16 protein-coding genes and 1 pseudogene are annotated in these 17025 nt (G+C 70.8%); 10 read left to right on the plus strand and 7 right to left on the minus strand.

What is annotated here, in order from left to right:
- Positions 1 to 224 precede the first annotated feature (224 nt).
- Positions 225 to 1085, minus strand: a complete 861-nt coding sequence (locus ACFWXQ_RS14515) for a 3-hydroxybutyryl-CoA dehydrogenase (RefSeq protein ID WP_200399405.1) — start codon at positions 1083 to 1085, stop codon at positions 225 to 227.
- Positions 1086 to 1256: 171 nt separating this feature from the next.
- On the opposite strand from ACFWXQ_RS14515, the gene ACFWXQ_RS14520 reads away from it, so the two are divergent.
- Positions 1257 to 2546: a glycoside hydrolase family 10 protein gene (locus tag ACFWXQ_RS14520; RefSeq protein WP_383937191.1), complete on the plus strand. Its 1290-nt coding sequence runs from the start codon at positions 1257 to 1259 to the stop codon at positions 2544 to 2546.
- Here ACFWXQ_RS14520 and ACFWXQ_RS14525 read toward each other — a convergent pair.
- A complete protein-coding gene (locus ACFWXQ_RS14525) occupies positions 2543 to 2737 on the minus strand; it encodes a DUF1918 domain-containing protein (RefSeq protein ID WP_383937193.1) in 195 nt (64 codons plus the stop codon). The genes ACFWXQ_RS14520 and ACFWXQ_RS14525 overlap by 4 nt on opposite strands.
- A gap of 93 nt (positions 2738 to 2830) precedes the next feature.
- A complete protein-coding gene (locus tag ACFWXQ_RS14530; protein ID WP_383937195.1) occupies positions 2831 to 3778 on the minus strand; it encodes a DMT family transporter in 948 nt (315 codons plus the stop codon).
- Between ACFWXQ_RS14530 and ACFWXQ_RS14535 the strand changes: the two genes are divergently transcribed.
- Both ACFWXQ_RS14535 and ACFWXQ_RS14540 read left to right on the plus strand, forming a co-directional pair.
- Positions 3702 to 5216: a PLP-dependent aminotransferase family protein gene (locus ACFWXQ_RS14535; RefSeq protein WP_383937197.1), complete on the plus strand. Its 1515-nt coding sequence runs from the start codon at positions 3702 to 3704 to the stop codon at positions 5214 to 5216. The genes ACFWXQ_RS14530 and ACFWXQ_RS14535 overlap by 77 nt on opposite strands.
- Positions 5217 to 5357: 141 nt before the next feature.
- On the plus strand, positions 5358 to 5942 hold the full coding sequence (locus ACFWXQ_RS14540) for a histidine phosphatase family protein (protein ID WP_383937199.1): 585 nt from the start codon (positions 5358 to 5360) through the stop codon (positions 5940 to 5942).
- Here ACFWXQ_RS14540 and ACFWXQ_RS14545 read toward each other — a convergent pair.
- Entirely contained in the window at positions 5939 to 6388 is a 450-nt protein-coding gene (locus ACFWXQ_RS14545; RefSeq protein WP_383937200.1) for a DUF6314 family protein, read from the minus strand. The genes ACFWXQ_RS14540 and ACFWXQ_RS14545 overlap by 4 nt on opposite strands.
- 156 nt (positions 6389 to 6544) lie before the next feature.
- On the opposite strand from ACFWXQ_RS14545, the gene ACFWXQ_RS14550 reads away from it, so the two are divergent.
- Positions 6545 to 9025: an alpha-L-arabinofuranosidase C-terminal domain-containing protein gene (locus ACFWXQ_RS14550; protein WP_383937202.1), complete on the plus strand. Its 2481-nt coding sequence runs from the start codon at positions 6545 to 6547 to the stop codon at positions 9023 to 9025.
- A gap of 13 nt (positions 9026 to 9038) precedes the next feature.
- Here the strand turns inward: ACFWXQ_RS14550 and ACFWXQ_RS14555 are convergent, their stop codons facing one another.
- Positions 9039 to 9467, minus strand: coding sequence for an aminotransferase class V-fold PLP-dependent enzyme (locus ACFWXQ_RS14555; protein ID WP_383937204.1), 429 nt, complete (start codon positions 9465 to 9467; stop codon positions 9039 to 9041).
- A gap of 190 nt (positions 9468 to 9657) precedes the next feature.
- Between ACFWXQ_RS14555 and ACFWXQ_RS14560 the strand changes: the two are divergent.
- Positions 9658 to 9906, plus strand: a pseudogene (locus ACFWXQ_RS14560) (ABATE domain-containing protein); the annotation flags it as partial.
- A 162-nt stretch (positions 9907 to 10068) separates the two neighbouring features.
- On the opposite strand, the gene ACFWXQ_RS14565 reads toward ACFWXQ_RS14560, so the two are convergent.
- Positions 10069 to 10833, minus strand: a complete 765-nt coding sequence (locus ACFWXQ_RS14565) for a VOC family protein (RefSeq protein WP_383937205.1) — start codon at positions 10831 to 10833, stop codon at positions 10069 to 10071.
- Between the two features lie 128 nt (positions 10834 to 10961).
- Here ACFWXQ_RS14565 and argC point away from each other — a divergent pair, with 128 nt between their 5' ends.
- The 5 genes from argC to ACFWXQ_RS14590 are packed head-to-tail and all read left to right on the plus strand — an operon-like array spanning position 10962 to position 15871.
- Positions 10962 to 11990, plus strand: coding sequence for an N-acetyl-gamma-glutamyl-phosphate reductase (gene argC / locus ACFWXQ_RS14570; protein WP_383937207.1), 1029 nt, complete (start codon positions 10962 to 10964; stop codon positions 11988 to 11990).
- Positions 11987 to 13138, plus strand: coding sequence for a bifunctional glutamate N-acetyltransferase/amino-acid acetyltransferase ArgJ (argJ, locus tag ACFWXQ_RS14575; RefSeq protein WP_383937210.1), 1152 nt, complete (start codon positions 11987 to 11989; stop codon positions 13136 to 13138). The genes argC and argJ overlap by 4 nt, the downstream gene beginning before the upstream one ends.
- Positions 13135 to 14118, plus strand: coding sequence for an acetylglutamate kinase (argB, locus tag ACFWXQ_RS14580; RefSeq protein WP_383937212.1), 984 nt, complete (start codon positions 13135 to 13137; stop codon positions 14116 to 14118). The genes argJ and argB overlap by 4 nt, the downstream gene beginning before the upstream one ends.
- Complete coding sequence (locus ACFWXQ_RS14585; RefSeq protein ID WP_383937214.1) at positions 14115 to 15317, plus strand: acetylornithine transaminase; 1203 nt, start codon at positions 14115 to 14117, stop codon at positions 15315 to 15317. The genes argB and ACFWXQ_RS14585 overlap by 4 nt, the downstream gene beginning before the upstream one ends.
- A gap of 17 nt (positions 15318 to 15334) precedes the next feature.
- Positions 15335 to 15871 carry an arginine repressor gene (locus tag ACFWXQ_RS14590; protein WP_200399437.1) on the plus strand — a complete coding sequence of 179 codons (537 nt, stop codon included), beginning with the start codon at positions 15335 to 15337 and terminating at the stop codon, positions 15869 to 15871.
- A 386-nt stretch (positions 15872 to 16257) separates the two neighbouring features.
- Here the strand turns inward: ACFWXQ_RS14590 and ACFWXQ_RS14595 are convergent, their stop codons facing one another.
- On the minus strand, positions 16258 to 16995 hold the full coding sequence (locus ACFWXQ_RS14595) for an FAD:protein FMN transferase (RefSeq protein WP_383937278.1): 738 nt from the start codon (positions 16993 to 16995) through the stop codon (positions 16258 to 16260).
- Positions 16996 to 17025: the final 30 nt, after the last annotated feature.

Here is a 17025-nt window from a genome sequence, read left to right on the forward strand (position 1 = left end):
GTCAACTCGCCTGGTGGACACGTGGGGAGAGTGTGCGAGGGGCATATGCGAGCCCGCCACGCACACGGTGTGTGAATGACACGGACCCGGCCCCCCAAAGGGAGCCGGGCCCGCGCCGCCCTGAGGTTGTACGGACAGTAACCAAGCCCCGTAAGGGGCGCGGGGAACTGCGCGACAAGCCACAACGAACCCGCAGCCAACAGCCAAACCCGCGGAAGCGCCCCTCAGGCGTACGTATAAAACCCGGAGCCGGACTTACGCCCGAGCCGCCCCGCGTCAACCATCCGCTGAAGCAACGGCGGAGCCGCATACAACGGCTCTTTGTATTCGTCGTACATCGAATCCGCGACCGACGCGACCGTGTCGAGCCCGATCAGGTCGGACAACTTCAGCGGTCCCATCGGATGGGCACACCCGAGCTCCATCCCGTTGTCGATGTCCTCGCGACTCGCCATCCCGGACTCGAACATCCGGATCGCGGAGAGCAGATACGGGATCAGCAGCGCGTTGACCACGAAGCCCGAGCGGTCCTGCGCACGGATCGCGTGCTTGCCGAGGATCTTCTCGACCAGCGACTGCGCCCGGCTGATGGTGCCCTCGGACGTGGTGAGCGCCGGGATCAGCTCGACGAGCTTCTGCACCGGGGCCGGGTTGAAGAAGTGGATGCCGATGACCTGGTCGGGACGCGACGTGGCGACGGCGAGCTTCACCAGCGGGATCGAGGAGGTGTTGGAGGCGAGGATCGCGTCCTGCCGGGTCACCACCTGGTCCAGCACCTGGAAGATCTCGGTCTTCACCTGCTCGTTCTCGACGACCGCCTCGATCACCAGATCGCGGTCGGAGAACTCGCCGAGGTCGGTGGTGAAGGAGAGCCGCGCCTGGGTGGCGTCCCGCTCCTCCTCGGAGATCTTGCCTCGCTCGGCCGCCTTGGCGAGCGAGTTGTAGAGCCGGGTCCGCCCAATCTCCAACGCCTCACCGGTGGTCTCGGCGACCTTCACATCCAGGCCGGCACGGGCGCACACCTCGGCGATGCCCGCCCCCATCTGGCCGCAGCCCACCACTCCGACGCGTTCGATGTCGGTCACATCGTCCCTTTCGCTCTCACTCGTCACTGGCCCGACAGGTCCCGGTCCGGTGCCTGTCACCGCCACGCACGTTACTCCGGAACCGCACACGATCGTCCGGCCGGGTCGGGCATGCTGTGCGGTGGGAACGGTCCGTGACCAGGCGGACCCGGAGTGTTTGGAGCGTGCGGCATGGGGCGTATGTCACGTCGGGGGTTCGCGGCGGCCGCGGCGGTCGGGCTGACGGGACTCGTGACGGCGGGACTGGCGGTGGCGGAGGTCTCCGGGGGTGACGGGCCGGACGGCGACTCCGGCGACGACTCCCGGCCCCGCGGGCGCCGCGCTCCGGCAGGCGAGCTGCGCGGCATGTGGGTGGCGACCGTCGCCAACCGCGACTGGCCCTCGAAACCCGGGCTGACCGCCGCTCAGCAACGCACCGAACTGCTCGCGCACCTCGACCAGGCGGTGGAGCGCCGGCTGAACGCGGTGATCTTCCAGGTGCGGCCCACGGCCGACGCGCTGTGGCCCTCGCCGTACGAGCCCTGGGCCCAGTGCCTCACCGGCGTCCAGGGCAGGGCCCCCGGCTGGGACCCGCTCGGCACCGCGGTGAAGGAGGCCCACGCGCGCGGTCTGGAACTGCACGCCTGGTTCAACCCGTACCGGATCGCCAACCACACCGACCCGACGAAGCTCGTCGCCTCGCACCCCGCGCGCAAGCACCCGGACTGGGTCGTGCCGTACGGCGGGAAGCTGTACTACAACCCGGGGCTGCCCGAGGTCCGCACGTTCGTCCAGGACGCGATGCTCGACGCGGTGGAGAAGTACGCCGTGGACGCCGTGCACTGGGACGACTACTTCTACCCGTATCCGGTCGCGGGCCAGGTCTTCGACGACGACGCCGCGTATGCCGCGTACGGCGACGACTTCGACGACCGGGCGGCCTGGCGGCGGAACAACATCGACCAGCTGGTGCTGGAGACGGCCGCCCGGATCAAGAAGGCCCGGCCGGGCACGAAGTTCGGGGTCAGCCCGTTCGGGGTGTGGCGCAACGCCACGACCGACCCGCAGGGCTCGGACACCCGGGCCGGGGTGCAGACGTACGACGATCTGCACGCCGACACCAGGAAGTGGGTCCGGCAGGGCTGGATCGACTACATCGTCCCGCAGCTCTACTGGAACATCGGCTTCGCCGCCGCGGACTACGCGAAGCTGGTCCCCTGGTGGGCCGAGACCGCGCGCGGCAGCAGCACGAAGCTGTACGTCGGTGAGGCGCTCTACAAGGCCGGTGATCCCGCGCAGCCCGCGGCCTGGCAGGACGTGGCCGAGCTGTCCCGCCACCTCACCCTTGCGCGGGACCATCCGGAGGTACGCGGGCACGTGTTCTTCTCCGCCAGGGAAGTGGCGGCCGACAGCATCGGTGCCATGGCACGCGTGGTCGCCGACCACTACAAGCAGCCGGCGAAGCCCGCGCGCAGGGCCTAGTCGGTGTCCTTGTGGTGCTGGACCACACAGTCGGGGCCGGGTGACATCAGGGTCTCGTGGCCGTCCTCGAAGCGGACCCGGTAAGGGGGGCTGCCCTTCTGTCCGAGTACCTCGATGACTTCCGCGACCCGGTCGTGCTGCCCGACGATCCTGCCGTGCACCAGCAGATGGTCGCCCTTGGTTGCTTGCATCTGTATGGCCTCCTCGTTCCGCACGGGAGTAGCGGTTGGTGGCCGTAAGTCTACGGCGGGTGACACCGGTTCGTACCGGCTCGTGCGGGCCGGTCAGCCCCGGGCCCGTTGGGTGACGGCGATGCAGACGAGCACGGCCGCGGCCGTCAGCGGTGCGGCCGGTGTCAGGTGCTCGCCTAGGAGCAGTACCGACCACACCAGTGTGAGCAGCGGCTGGGCCAACTGCAACTGGCTGGCCTTCGGGATGCCGATCGCCGCCATGCCGCGGTACCAGACGACCAGACCGACGAACTGGGAGCCCGCCGCGACCCACAGCAGCCCGGTCACGCTGTGCGCGGTCAGCTGGACGGGCTCGTACGACAGCGCGATCGCGGCCACGGGCACCGTCACCGGCAGGCACAGGACCAGCGCCCAGCCGATGACCTGCCAGCCCGGCATGACGCGGGCCAGCCGGCCGCCCTCCGTGTATCCGGCGGCGCAGACCAGCAGGGCCCCGAAGAGATAGGCGTCCGCGCCGGTCAGCGCGCCGCCACTCTGCTGCACGGTGAACGCGATCACCACGGCCGCGCCCGCGGACGCCGCGACCCAGAACGTGCGCGAGGGGCGGGTGCCGACGCGCAGAGCGGAGAACAGGGCCGTGGTCAGGGGGAGCAGCCCGACGACGACCGCTGCGTGCGCGGTGGTCGACGTCCGCAGGGCGAGGGTCGTCAGCAGCGGGAAGCCGAGCACGACCCCGGCGGCGACGACGGCCAGGCCCGCCCAGTGACCGCGGCCGGGGAGCGGTATCCGCAGGGCGAGCAGGCAGCCGCCCGCGATGACGGCCGCCAGAACGGTCCGTACGGCGACGAGCGACCAGGGGCCGAACCCCTCAAGACCCCAGGCGGTGGCCGGGAACGTGAGGGAGAACGCGGTGACGCCGAGGGCGGCCTGGAGGGTGCCGGCCCTCGCGGCGGAGCCCCGGCCCGTGGCGGGCCGACCGGATCCGGGGGCGACGGGCACCGCTATCGCGGTCTGCGCAGTAGCGCTATCCTGTGCTCTCATGCAAGAGCGTAGCAGTGTCGGTGATCTGGCGAATCAGTTGAGGGGCGAGCTGAACCGCTACTCTCCAGGTGGAAAGCTGCCGTCCAGTCGGGCCCTCGTCGAGCGGTTCCGGGTGAGTCCGGTGACCGTGTCCCGGGCGCTGGCCCAGCTGGCCGCCGAGGGGCTGGTGGTCACGCGGCCGGGAGCGGGGGCGTTCCGGGCCGCGCCACGCGATGCCGGGCCGGCCGTCGGAGACACGTCCTGGCAGGAGGTCTCGCTCAGCGCGGACTCCGCCGCCGAACTCGTACCGCGCACGGTGGACGCCTCCGCGGTGGTCGCCACGCTCGCCGCCCCGTCGCCGGGAGTCGTCGAGTTCAACGGCGGCTATCTGCACCCCTCGCTCCAGCCGGAGCGGGCGATGGCCGCCGCCCTGTCCCGGGCCGGCCGCCGCCCCGGCGCCTGGGGGCGTCCGCCTGTGGACGGGCTGCCGGAGCTGCGTGAGTGGTTCGCGCGGGGCATCGGCGGTGCCGTCACCGCCGCCGAGGTGCTCATCACGGCGGGCGGCCAGTCCGGGCTGACCACCGCGCTGCGCGCGCTCGCCCCGCCCGGCGCCCCGGTCCTCGTCGAGTCGCCCACCTACCCCGGCATGCTGGCGATCGCCCGCGCCGCCGGCCTCAGGCCCGTGCCGGTGCCCGTGGACCGGGACGGGGTGAAACCGGAGCTGCTCGCCGACGCCCTGCGGGCGACCGGGGCCCGCGTCTTCGTCTGCCAGCCGCTCTTCCAGAACCCCACCGGCGCGGTGCTCGCCCCCGAGCGACGCGGCGAGGTGCTGCGGATCGCACGCGAGGCGGGCGCGTTCGTCGTCGAGGACGACTTCGTACGCCGGCTCGTGCACGAGGACTCGGGGCCGCTGCCGCGTCCGCTGGCCTCGGAGGACCCCGACGGAGTCGTCGTGCACGTCTGCTCCCTCACCAAGGCGACCTCACCGAGCTTCCGGGTGAGCGCGCTGGCCGCCCGCGGCCCCGTACTGGAACGGCTGCGGGCGATCCAGGTCGTCGACACCTTCTTCGTGCCGCGCCCGCTCCAGGAGGCGGCCCTGGAACTCGTCGGCTCGCCCGCCTGGCCACGGCACCTGCGTGCCGTCGCGACCGAGCTGAGGAACCGCCGCGACACGATGACCGCCGCGCTCCGGCTGAACCTCCCCGAACTCGCCCTGCCCCACATTCCGTCCGGCGGCTACCACCTGTGGCTGCGCCTCCCCGACGGCACGGACGAGCAGGCCCTGTTCACCGCCGCGCTCCGCTCGGGCGTCGCCGTCACCCCGGGCCGCCCCTACTTCAGCGCCGAACCCCCGGCCGCCCACCTCCGGTTGAGCTTCGCGGCCGTCGCGGGGACGGCGGAGATCACGGAGGGCGTACGGAGACTGCGGACGGCCTGTGACGAGGTGCTCCGGGTCTGAGCCCGGCACGACGAAGAGGTGGCACCGAATCTTCGGCGATCCGACGGCGCCGGGCCTCCCGCGGTCCACCGTCCGTGAGCATTCCGTAAGTGCTGCGGATCACCTCTTGACCTGCGGAGTTCCGCCCTCCACGATCGCCGCATGCATGTTCGGGTCACGCTGATCGCCGCCGCCCGCAGCTCCTCGCTGCTCGCCGAGCGCTTCGACGACGACCGGCCGCTCGACCAGGCGGGCTGGGGCGAGGTGCAGCGCGTCGCGCACATGCTGGTGCCGCTGGCGGCGGCCGAGCTGCGGTACTGCTCGCCGACGCCGCGCAGCCGGGCCACCGGTGACGCGCTGGGTCTCGCGCCGCTGGCCCAGCCGGCCCTGCGGGACTGCGACATGGGGCGCTGGCGCGGGCTGACGCTCGGCGAGGCGATGGCCCGCGAACCCGAGGCCGTGGACGCCTGGCTCGCCGACCCGTACTCCGCGGCGCACGGCGGGGAGTCGCTGGTGGAGTTCATCCAGCGGGTGGGCGGCTGGCTCGACACCCGCCCGGCCGACGACGGGGGCCGCATCGTCGCCGTGGCGGAGCCCGCCGTCGTACGGGCCGCGCTCGTCTACGTCCTGAAGGCGCACCCGTCGGCGTACTGGAACCTCGACGTCCGCCCCTTGTCGACGGCCACGCTCACCGGGCGGGCCGGACGCTGGAACCTCCGCTTCGAGACCCAGTCCGAACGTCTTTAGCCCTGCCGCGTGTAGTCCGTCGTGAGGAGCAGGTCCTTGGCGGGGCCGCCCACCCGCCAGACCGTCCGCCAGTGGTCGGCGTCGTGCACGGTGAACTCGCCCCGGTAGAGGTCCGCCGAGCACGGATGGTCGGTGACGTGGTGGCCGGAGGTCAGGTCCAGGTCGTGGAAGGGGCGGCCGTCGGCGAACCGTACGTCGGCCCGGCCGGCCCCCTCGTCGCTCGCCAGGAACCGCAGGGTGCGCTCGGCGGGGCGGGCCACGTCCTGCCACACGAAGGTGCCGGACTCGTGGTGGAGCAGCCCCTTCTCGTCGTCGAGCGGCTCGAACACCGTCGTCCCGCTGAACGAGCCCCGGGCCCCGCTCGCGAGATCCCGCACCGAACGCTCCACGCGCCAGCCCCCCGCCAGATACGCCAGCACATCGGTCACGGGCCAGTATTCGGACATCCCCTCCGCCTCCCCGGCCTCTCCTGTGCAACCCATTGACGTGCTCCTGCCCTCTACCTATCTTGCCGTTCGAAGTATTGATCACTGTCCGGTATCTCGAACGGTTGACCTCGCCTGCTGAACCCCTGCTGACCCCTCTAGAGCCGCGGAGGATCCATGTCACGCACCCGCACCCGCTGGAGACTCTCCCTCACGGCCACCGCACTGCTGGCCGCGTCCTTCCTCGTCCCGGCCCCGGTGAACGCAGCCGCCGAGGACACCACCGACTACGCGATCACCGTCGACCCGAGGACCGCGGGCGCGAAGATCGACGACACGATGTACGGCGTCTTCTTCGAGGACATCAACCGGGCGGCGGACGGTGGCCTGTACGCGGAGCTCGTGCAGAACCGGTCCTTCGAGTACTCGACGGCCGACAACCGCTCGTACACCTCGCTCACCTCCTGGACGGTCACCGGCACCGCCAAGACCGCGGACGACGACGGCCGCCTGAACGCCCGCAACCGCACGTACCTCGCTCTGGACGGCGGTTCGTCCGTCACCAACTCCGGCTACAACACCGGGATCTCGGTCGAGAAGGGCAAGGTCTACGACTTCTCGGTCTGGGCCCGCGCGGAGGGCAGGTCGGCGCTCACGGTCACCCTCCAGGACGCCGACGGCGAACTCGCCGAGGTCAGGCGCGTCACCGCGCGAGGCGGCTGGGCGAAGTACACGGCACGCTTCACCGCGACCCGTACCAGCGCCACCGGCCGGCTCACGGTGGGCACCGGCGGCCCGGTCGCGCTCGACATGATCTCGCTCATCCCGCGCGACACCTACAAGGGCCACGGCCTGCGCAAGGACCTCGCCCGGAAGATCGCCGCCCTGGACCCCGCCTTCGTCCGCTTCCCGGGCGGCTGCCTCGTCAACACGGGCTCCATGCAGGACTACAGCGAGGCCTCCAACTGGGAGCGCAAGCGGTCGTACCAGTGGAAGGACACCGTCGGACCCGTCGAGCAGCGCCCGACGAACGCCAACTTCTGGGGCTACAACCAGAGTTACGGGCTCGGCTACCACGAGTACTTCCAGTTCTCCGAGGACATCGGCGCCATGCCGCTGCCCGTCGTGCCCGCACTCGTCACCGGCTGCGGCCAGAACAGGGCCGTCGACGACGACGCGCTCCTCAAGCGGCACATCCAGGACACCCTGGACCTCATCGAGTACGCCAACGGTCCCGTGACCAGCGAGTGGGGCAAGAAGCGGGCGAAGGCGGGCCACCCGAAGCCCTTCCATCTCACGCACCTCGCGGTCGGCAACGAGGAGAACCTGCCGAACGAGTACTTCGAGCGCTTCAAGCAGTTCCGCGCGGCCATCGAGTCGAAGTACCCGGACATCACCGTCATCTCCAACTCCGGCCCTGACGACAGTGGTTCGACCTTCGACACGGCCTGGAAGCTCAACCGGGAAGCGAACGTCGACATGGTCGACGAGCACTACTACAACAGCCCGGCCTGGTTCCTCCAGAACAACGACCGCTACGACTCGTACGACAGGAACGGGCCCAAGGTCTTCCTCGGCGAGTACGCCTCGCAGGGCAACACCTTCAAGAACGCCCTCTCCGAAGCCGCGTTCATGACCGGCCTCGAACGCAACGCGGACATCGTGAAGCTCGCCTCGTACGCCCCGCTGCTCGCCAACGAGGACTACGTGCAGTGGCGGCCCGACCTGATCTGGTTCAACAACCACGCCTCCTGGAACTCGGCCAACTACGAGGTCCAGAAGCTCTTCATGCGCAACGTCGGCGACCGGGTCGTGCCCTCGACCGCGACCGGCACACCCTCGCTGAACGGGCCCATCACGGGCGCGGTCGGCCTGTCGACGTGGGCGACGACCGCCGCGTACGACGATGTGCGGGTGACCGGCGCGGACGGCACCGCGCTGCTCAGCGACGACTTCTCCGGTGACGCCTCCAGGTGGACCCACACGGGCGGCGGCAGCTGGAGCGTCCAGGACGGGCAGTACGTGCAGAGCGACGTGGCGGCCGAGAACACCATGGTGTCCGCGGGCGACCCGGCCTGGCACGACTACGACCTGCATGTGAAGGCCACCAAGAAGTCCGGCAAGGAGGGCTTCCTCGTCGCCTTCGGCGTCAAGGACACCGGCAACTACTACTGGTGGAACCTCGGCGGCTGGAACAACACCCAGTCCGCCGTCGAACAGGCCGTGGACGGAGGCAAGTCGACGCTCGTCTCCAAGGCCGGGTCCATCGAGACGGGCCGCGCCTACGACATCGACATCAAGGTCCGCGGCCGTCAGGTGACCCTCCTCCTCGACGGCAAGGAGTGGGGCAGCTTCACCGACGACAAGCCGGCCGAGCCGTTCCGGCAGGTGGTCACCAAGGACAAGAAGACCGGTGACCTGATCGTCAAGGTGGTCAACGCCCAGGCGGCGGACGCCCGTACGGCGATCGACCTCGGCGGTGCGAAGGTCCGCTCGAAGGCCGCGGTGACCACGCTGGCCGCCGCGCCCGACGCGGTGAACACCGAGACGGAGGCGCCCGTCGCACCGGTCACGTCCACGTTCTCCGGAGTGGCCGACAGGTTCACGTACACGTTCCCGGCGAACTCGGTGACGTTCCTGCGGATCAGGAAGGGATGACCTGGCGGGCGGCTCAGGTGCCGAAGTACACCTGGGCCGCCCGCACCCCCTCCGCCAACTGCTCCACTTCCTCAAGGGTGTTGTAGACGTAGAAGGTCGCGCGGGTGGTGGCCGGGACGCCGTAGCGGCGGACGATGGGACGGGCACAGTGGTGGCCCGTGCGGACCGCGACGCCGCGCTCGTCGAGGACCTGGCCGACGGCGTGCGGGTGGATGCCGTCGACGGCGAAGGAGACCGCCGAGCCGCGGTCTTCGGTGCCGCGCGGGCCGATGATGTGCACGCCCGGGATCTCCTGGAGGAGTTGAAGCGCCCGCGCGGTGAGGACGTCCTCGTGTGCGGCGACCTCGTCCTCGGCGGCACCGACGAAGTCCGCGATCGTGCGTCGCGCGTTCTCGTGCGCCTCCGTCGCCTCGCCGGCCGGCTGGTGGGCGCCGCGGTGCACGGCGGCGTTGCCCGGAGGTAGAAGTCCCGTTCGGCGTCCAGGACCTGGAGCGGTTTCTGCGTGGCGGCCCGGGAGTCGAGGTAGACGAGCCGGGCACCGCTGTCCACCGTCCGCCCGAGGATCGGGAAGTCCTTGCGGAGCGCGTCCACTCATTACCTGCATCATCTGCAGGTCCCCGGCGAGGAGCGCTATGTCTCGCTCGCGGCTCGTACGGCACGAGCTGCTGCCGGACCGGGTGGCGCTGAACGGGCGGCAGGCGGGCAGGCTCCTCGGGCTGCGGGAGGCGTCACGCGCGCTCTTCGAGGCGCGGGCCGCCGGAGCCGTACCGCCCGGGGGGAGCCTCGACACCCTCAACTCCGCTCTGGGGGCGGCCCCTTCGACGCCACGGCTCGCCTGGACGGCCGACGGGCCGCACCGCGCCGACGAGCCCGACACCGGCAACCCGGCCGCGGCCGCCCTCTCCCTCCTCGCCGAGGACGCCACGGAGCTCCCCACCGGCGCCGAGGCCGAACAGCTCACGGAATGCGCCGCCCGGGGCTGCGCCCGCTGGTTCCTGCGCTCCCACGCGGCGCGGAAGGAGCGGTGTCGTCGGGGCTCCGCGTCAGGGCAGGGCGAGGACGCAGAACTCGTGGCCGTCCGGGTCGGTCAGGCACGTCCACGGGACGTCGCCCTGGCCGAGGTCGAGGTCGGTGGCGCCGAGGGCGCGCAGCCGGGCGATCTCGGCCGCCTTGTCGTCGCCGGGGTGGGGCAGCAGGTCGAGGTGGACGCGGTCCGGCACGGTCTTCGCGCCGGGCGTGCGGAGGAACTCGAGATACGGGCCGCCACCCTTGGCGGAGCGAAACGACGCGTGATCGTCGGTCACCTCGTGCAGGGTCCAGTCGGTCGCCTCGCCCCAGAACCGGGCCATGGCCCGCGGATCCACGCAGTCGACCACCACCGCGGCGATCGGCCCGGTGTCCCGGTAGATCTCCCGGGGCTCCAGCACGCAGAACTCGTTGCCCTCGGGGTCGGCGAGGACCGTCCACGGCACGTCCTTCTGCCCCACGTCCACAGGCGCCGCACCGAGAGCCCTCAGGCGCGCGACCAGCTCCGCCTGATGGGCCAGGGAGGTGGTGGCGAGATCGAGGTGCGTACGGTTCTTCGTCGCCGTCTTGGGCTCCGGGACGGGAACGACGTCGATGCAGACGGCGACCGGATGCGGCCAGACGAGTCCGCCGTCGGGTCCGCTGTCGGATCCGCCGTCGGGTCCGACGTAGGTGGTCACACCGGGGCTGAAAACTCTCCAGCCGAGCGCTTCCGCCCAGAACCGGCCGACCGCCGGGCCGTCGAGGGCCTTGATGTTCACCTGGACCGGTCGCAGTGCCATGCCGGCGATCCTATGCACCGGCTCTGCGGCGACCATCGCAGTTACCGGGCCCGGCCCCGCGCCACACCGCTGAGATTGCATAAACGTGCAGCGAAACGTATAGTCATGCCATCCAAGAGGAGGGTTCCATGGCGGTACGTGCGGCAGTGGCCGGAGCGAGTGGGTACGCGGGCGGGGAACTGCTGCGTCTGCTCCTGGCGCACCCCGAGATCGAGATCGGCGCCCTGACCGGAAACTCCAACGCGGGGCAACGGCTCGGTGCGCTGCAACCGCATCTGCTGCCGCTCGCCGACCACGTGCTTCAGGAGACCACACCCGAGGTCCTCGCGGGACACGATGTCGTCTTTCTCGCGTTGCCGCACGGCCAGTCCGCCGCCGTCGCCGAGCAACTCGGACCCGATGTACTGGTCGTCGACATGGGGGCCGACTTCCGGCTGAAGGACGCCGCCGACTGGGAGCGGTTCTACGGCTCGGCACACGCCGGGACCTGGCCCTACGGTCTCCCCGAACTGCCGGGTGCCCGCGCTGCGCTGGAGGGGTCCAAGCGCATCGCGGTGCCCGGTTGCTACCCGACGGCCGCCTCGCTGGCGCTCTTCCCGGCGTACGGTGCCGGTCTCGCCGAGCCCGAAGCCGTGATCGTCGCCGCCTCCGGGACCTCCGGAGCGGGCAAGGCGCCCAAAGCACACCTGCTGGGCAGCGAGGTCATGGGGTCCATGTCCCCGTACGGCGTCGGCGGCGTCCACCGGCACACCCCCGAGATGATCCAGAACCTCGGCGCGGCCGCCGGCGAGCCCGTCACCGTCTCCTTCACGCCGACCCTCGCCCCGATGCCCCGCGGCATCCTCGCCACGTGCACGGCGAAGGCCCGCGAGGGCGTCACCGCCGAGTCCGTACGGGCCGCGTACGAGAAGGCCTACGCCGACGAACCGTTCGTGCACCTGCTGCCCGAGGGCCAGTGGCCCGCGACCGCGTCCGTCTACGGTTCCAACGCCGTTCAGGTGCAGGTCGCGTTCGACGCGGCCGCGCACCGCATCATCGCGATCAGCGCCATCGACAACCTCACCAAGGGCACCGCGGGCGGTGCCGTCCAGAGCATGAACATCGCCCTCGGGCTCGACGAGGCCACCGGCCTTTCCACGATCGGAGTCGCACCGTGAGTGTCACCGCCGCCAAGGGGTTCACCGCCTCCGGCATCGCCGCCGGAATCAAGGAGAACGGCAACCCGGACCTCGCCCTCGTGGTCAACAACGGGCCCAAACTGGCCGCGGCGGGCGTCTTCACCTCCAACCGGGTAAAGGCCGCGCCGGTGCTCTGGTCCGAGCAGGTACTGAAGGGCGGACTGGTCTCCGCCGTGATCCTCAACTCCGGTGGTGCCAACGCCTGTACGGGTCCGAAGGGCTTCCAGGACACGCACGCGACGGCCGAGAAGGTGGCCGAGGTCCTCGGGCAGAACGCCGGTGAGGTCGCCGTCGCGTCGACCGGGCTCATCGGCCTGCTGCTCCCGATGGACAAGCTCCTGCCGGGAGTTGAGCAGGCCGCCGCCCAACTCTCCGAACACGGCGGCGAGAAGGCCGCCATCGCCATCAAGACCACCGACTCCGTCCACAAGACCTCGGTCGTCGTGGGGGACGGCTGGACCGTCGGCGGGATGGCCAAGGGCGCGGGCATGCTCGCCCCCGGTCTCGCCACGATGCTGGTCGTGCTCACCACGGACGCCGACGTCGAGGGCGATGTGCTGGACAGGGCCCTGCGCGCCGCCACCCGTACGACCTTCGACCGGGTCGACTCCGACGGCTGCATGTCGACCAACGACACCGTGCTGCTGCTCGCCTCCGGGGCCTCCCAAGTCACCCCGGACGAGGCGGAGTTCGCCGAGGTCGTACGGAAGGTCTGTGACGATCTCGGTCAGCAGCTCATCCGGGACGCCGAGGGCGCCAGCAAGGACATCAAGGTCGAGGTGGTCAACGCGGCGAGCGAGGACGACGCCGTCGAGGTGGGCCGCTCCATCGCCCGCAACAACCTCCTCAAGTGCGCGATCCACGGCGAAGACCCCAACTGGGGGCGGGTGTTGTCCGCGATCGGCACAACCCGGGCCGCCTTCGAGCCGGACCGGCTGAACGTCGCCATCAACGGCGTCTGGGTCTGCAAGAACGGTGGCGTCGGCGAGGACCGCGACAAGGTCGACATGCGCTACCGCGAGGTCCACATCGTCGCCGACCTCGCCGCGGGCACCGAGACCGCCACGATCTGGACCAACGACCTCACCGCCGACTACGTCCACGAGAACAGCGCGTACTCGTCATGAGCACTACCCGCAAGCACACCGCGCTGCCCAAGGCGCAGATCCTCATCGAGGCGCTGCCCTGGCTGACGCGGCACAACGGCAGGACGGTCGTCATCAAGTTCGGCGGCAACGCCATGATCGACGAGGACCTCAAGGCCGCGTTCGCACAGGACGTCGTGTTCCTGCGCCAGGCCGGGCTCAAGCCCGTGGTCGTGCACGGCGGCGGCCCGCAGATCAGCGCGGCCCTGGACCGGCACGGCATCGTCAGCGAGTTCAAGGCGGGCCTCAGGGTCACCACCGAGGACGCCATGGACGTCGTACGCATGGTGCTCGCCGGACAGGTCCAGCGGGAGCTGGTCGGGCTGCTCAACCAACACGGGCCGCTCGCCGTGGGGTTGACCGGCGAGGACGCGCACACCATCACCGCCACCAGGCACCAGCCCGAGATCGACGGGGAGTTGGTCGACATCGGGCGGGTGGGCGAGATCACCGCGATCGACACGGGCGCGATCGAGGCACTGCTCGCCGACGGCCGGATCCCGGTCGTCTCGTCGATCGCCCGTAGCCAGGACGACGGACATGTCTACAACGTCAATGCTGATACGGCGGCTGCGGCACTCGCTGCGGCGCTGGGCGCCGAAACACTGATGGTCCTCACGGACGTCGAGGGACTCTACGAGGACTGGCCGAACTCCGACGAGGTCATCAGCCGGCTCACCGCGAGAGAGCTGGAGAAGCTGCTGCCCGAACTGGCCAGCGGCATGGTGCCGAAGATGGAGGGCTGTCTGCACGCCGTCCGCAACGGCGTGAACACCGCCCGGGTGATCGACGGCCGGGTCCAGCACTCGATCCTGCTGGAGATCTTCACCGACGAGGGCATCGGCACGATGGTCGTGCCGGACACGGAAGCGTCGAGCAGGCAAGAGCCGAACGCGCAAGAGCCGCACGCGCATGAGCCGATCAGTCATGAGCCGAACAGGCATGAGGGGGACGCCGTATGACCGCCAACGAACAGCTCACCCAGCGATGGCAGGGTGCGCTCATGGACAACTACGGCACCCCGCGGCTGCCCCTCGTCCGCGGAGCCGGCACCAAGCTGTGGGACGCCGACGGCAAGGAGTATCTGGACTTCGTCGGCGGGATCGCGGTCAACGCGCTCGGCCACGCCCACCCGGCGATCGTCGAGGCCGTCAGCCGGCAGATCGCCTCCCTCGGCCATGTCTCCAACCTCTTCGTCGCCGAGCCGCCCGTCGCGCTCGCCGAACGTCTCCTCCAGCTCTTCGGACGGGACGGCCGGGTCTACTTCTGCAACTCGGGGGCCGAGGCCAACGAGGGCGCCTTCAAGATCGGCCGGCTCACGGGCCGCGGCCACATGGTGGCGACCGAGGGCGGTTTCCACGGCCGCACCATGGGCGCGCTCGCGCTCACCGGCCAGCCGGGCAAGCGGGAGCCGTTCCTGCCGCTGCCGGGCGATGTCACGCATGTGCCGTACGGGGACCCGCAGGCGCTCGCCGCCGCCGTCACTGAGGACACCGCGCTGGTCGTCATCGAGCCGGTGCAGGGCGAGAACGGCGTGATCGTGCCACCGCCCGGCTATCTCAAGGCGGCCCGTGCCATCACCGCGGCCACCGGCACGCTCCTCGTCCTCGACGAGGTGCAGACGGGTGTCGGCCGGACGGGGCACTGGTTCGAGTACCAGGCCCACGAGGGTGTCCTGCCGGACATCGTGACGCTCGCCAAGGGCCTCGGCGGCGGGCTTCCGCTCGGCGCGACCGTCGCCTTCGGCCGGGCCGCGCAGCTGCTGAAGCCCGGCCACCACGGCACGACCTTCGGCGGCAACCCGGTGGCCTGCGCCGCCGGACTCGCCGTACTCGACACGATCGAGTCGGAGGGGCTGCTGGAGAACGTGAAGCGGACCAGCGAGAAGCTGCGCGACGGAATCGAGTCGCTCGGCCACCCGTTGATCGGTCATGTCCGGGGAGCGGGCCTCCTCCTGGGTATCGTGCTCACCGAGCCGCTTGCGCCCCGCGCGCAGCAGACGGCTCAGGACGCCGGTCTCCTGGTGAACGCGCCCGCCCCCGATGTCGTACGGCTGATGCCGCCGCTGAACGTGAGCGACGACGAGGTGGACGTCTTCCTGCGGGCCCTGCCCGGCGTCCTCGACCAGGCCCGAGACGCCGACGTGGACGGAGCATCCTGAGGAATGGGACGACGACGATGAGTCAGGCGCAGGACCACGAGCACGCGGGGCCGGCGGTCCCGCAGACCCGCACCGCACGCCACCGCCGGATCGTGGACATCCTCAACCGGCAGCCGGTGCGTTCGCAGAGCCAGTTGGCGAAGCTTCTCGCCGACGACGGGCTGAACGTCACTCAGGCGACGCTCTCCCGGGACCTGGACGAGCTGAACGCGGTGAAGATCCGCAACAACGACGGCGACCTGATCTACGCGGTGCCGAGTGAGGGGGGTTTCCGGACCCCTCGCGCGCCGCTGGGGGAGTCGGCGAAGGAGGAGCGGATGCGGAGGCTGTCCTCGGAGCTGTTGATCTCCGCGGAGGCCTCGGCGAACCTCGTGGTGCTGCGGACCCCTCCGGGGGCTGCGCAGTTTCTTGCCTCGGCGATCGACCAGGCGGAGTTGCAGGACATTCTCGGGACGATCGCCGGGGATGACACGTTGCTGTTGATCAGCCGGAACCCCACGGGTGGGCAGGCGTTGGCCGATCACTTGCTGCGGTTGGCTCAGAATCACCATTGAGGTTGAGCGTCGGGTGGGTGCGGGTTCGGGTGCGGGTGCGCTGTGGCTTGTCGCGCAGTTCCCCGCGCCCCTAAAAGCTTGCCCCGGCCCAAGTCGATTCCCAGGCAGGCAGCGCCGCTGAAAGCTCGCCCCGGCCCAAGCCGATTGCCAGGGCGCCCGTGCTCCTAGAAGCTGCCTCGGCTCAGGCCGCCTACCAGGACGACGCCCGTGCTCCCAAAAACTTGCGCCGGCCCAGACGGGTTGTCAGGCCGCGTCCCTCAAAACCCGCTGCAATCCAGGCCGCCCGCGTGCCTGAAGGGTCGACTCCGCCTCAGTCCAGGCCGCTCGTCGGGACGCCGCGCTTCTGAACCCCCCGGCCGCCCGCGCGCCTGAAGGGTGGCTCCCGCTCAGCCCAGCCTGTTGGCCAAGCCCCCCGTGCATCTGACCTCGTCGCCTGCCGTGATCAGTAGGGCCTCGACGTCCGGTAGGGATTCCAGCCAGGTCAGGGCCTGGCGGGAGCCCATGGCGAAGGCGGCTGTGGCCCAGGCGTCGGCCCAGGTGATGCGGGGGCCGACGACGGTCACGGCGACCAGGTCGGTGACCGCGGAGCGGCCGGTGCGGGGGTCCACGATGTGGGTGCCGCGCTCGGCGGAGCCGGAGGTGGCCACGGCCAGCTCGTCGACACCGGCCGCGGAGACCACGGCGGCAAGCCCGCCGGGCCGCAGCGGGTCGGAGACGCCGACCCGCCAGGGCCGGTGCGGCCCCGGCACGCCGTACATCTGCACGTCGCCGCCGCCGTTCACGCTGACGCCGCTCGCCCCGGCCGCGACGAGATGCCGGGCCACACGCTCGACGGCCCAGCCCTTCACCATGCCGGTCGGGTCGATGAGACCCGCGTATCTCGTACTGAACCAGCCGTCGCTCAACCGCTCGGCCTCGGCGCACAGTTCGAGCACCTCGGCGACTTCCGGGTCGCACTGGTCCACGGTCAGTTCGCCGCGCGCCAGCCGGGAGATCTGGCTGTCCTCGCGGTAGGTGCTGAACACCTCGTCCACCGCGTGGAGTTGGGCCACGGCCTCCGCCAACGCGGCCTGTACGGCCTCGGGTTCACCGCCCCGTACGTCGAAGGAGAAGACCGTGCCCATCACCTCCTCCGCGTGCCGCACCGCGAGCGG

The sequence above is a fragment of the Streptomyces sp. NPDC058697 genome (genome assembly GCF_042715345.1).
In the GTDB taxonomy this organism is placed as follows: domain Bacteria; phylum Actinomycetota; class Actinomycetes; order Streptomycetales; family Streptomycetaceae; genus Streptomyces; species Streptomyces liliifuscus.

Excerpts from the sequence above, each read along its gene's own strand:
- ACFWXQ_RS14585 (WP_383937214.1), top strand. The coding sequence starts at position 14,115 with ATGACCGCCAACGAACAGCTCACCCAGCGATGGCAGGGTGCGCTCATG.
- ACFWXQ_RS14540 (WP_383937199.1), top strand. The coding sequence starts at position 5,358 with ATGCATGTTCGGGTCACGCTGATCGCCGCCGCCCGCAGCTCCTCGCTG.
- ACFWXQ_RS14545 (WP_383937200.1), bottom strand. The coding sequence starts at position 6,388 with ATGTCCGAATACTGGCCCGTGACCGATGTGCTGGCGTATCTGGCGGGG.
- ACFWXQ_RS14530 (WP_383937195.1), bottom strand. The coding sequence starts at position 3,778 with ATGAGAGCACAGGATAGCGCTACTGCGCAGACCGCGATAGCGGTGCCC.
- argC (WP_383937207.1), top strand. The coding sequence starts at position 10,962 with ATGGCGGTACGTGCGGCAGTGGCCGGAGCGAGTGGGTACGCGGGCGGG.
- ACFWXQ_RS14590 (WP_200399437.1), top strand. The coding sequence starts at position 15,335 with ATGAGTCAGGCGCAGGACCACGAGCACGCGGGGCCGGCGGTCCCGCAG.
- argB (WP_383937212.1), top strand. The coding sequence starts at position 13,135 with ATGAGCACTACCCGCAAGCACACCGCGCTGCCCAAGGCGCAGATCCTC.
- ACFWXQ_RS14595 (WP_383937278.1), bottom strand. The coding sequence starts at position 16,995 with ATGGGCACGGTCTTCTCCTTCGACGTACGGGGCGGTGAACCCGAGGCC.
- ACFWXQ_RS14565 (WP_383937205.1), bottom strand. The coding sequence starts at position 10,833 with ATGGCACTGCGACCGGTCCAGGTGAACATCAAGGCCCTCGACGGCCCG.
- ACFWXQ_RS14520 (WP_383937191.1), top strand. The coding sequence starts at position 1,257 with ATGGGGCGTATGTCACGTCGGGGGTTCGCGGCGGCCGCGGCGGTCGGG.
- ACFWXQ_RS14550 (WP_383937202.1), top strand. The coding sequence starts at position 6,545 with ATGTCACGCACCCGCACCCGCTGGAGACTCTCCCTCACGGCCACCGCA.
- ACFWXQ_RS14525 (WP_383937193.1), bottom strand. The coding sequence starts at position 2,737 with ATGCAAGCAACCAAGGGCGACCATCTGCTGGTGCACGGCAGGATCGTC.